A 561-nucleotide genomic window follows, 5' to 3' on the forward strand; every position below is an offset into this window, starting at 1 on the left:
GAGGTTCGTTGGAGTTTTTGGAGAATCTTAGAGAAGTTCTGAACTTTCGGAAGGGAACGGAGGGATTCGGAAGGTTGAGTTGAGGTGGAAGGTAAAAAATGAGCTGTAAATTGGGGGGGGTTAGCTTATAGAGAGCTTATAGGAAGATTATACGAATCTTGGACGATTGGTATAGAAAGGGGGTGTAAATAGTTAAAAATGAGGAGTTAAGAGAGGGGAATGTGTATGGTTAGCTTATAGAGAGCTTATAGGAAGCGGAGTTAGCTTATAGAGAGCTTATAGGAAGCTTATACACGAATCTTGGACGATTGGTATAGAAAAGGATTATACGAATCTTGGACGATTGGTATAGAAAGGGGGTGTAAATAGTTAAAAATGAGGAGTTAAGAGAGGGGAATGTGTATGGTTAGCTTATAGAGAGCTTATAGGAAGCAGAATCTTGGACGATTGGTATAGAAAGGGGGTGTAAATAGTTAAAAATGAGGAGTTAAGAGAGGGGAGTAAGCAATTGACTTATAACACGATATAACAGTGCTAAAAATGTTAAAAACAGGGTTTCGA

The organism is Capnocytophaga sp. oral taxon 380 str. F0488, from assembly GCF_000318255.2.
GTDB classification, from domain to species: Bacteria; Bacteroidota; Bacteroidia; order Flavobacteriales; family Flavobacteriaceae; genus Capnocytophaga; species Capnocytophaga ochracea.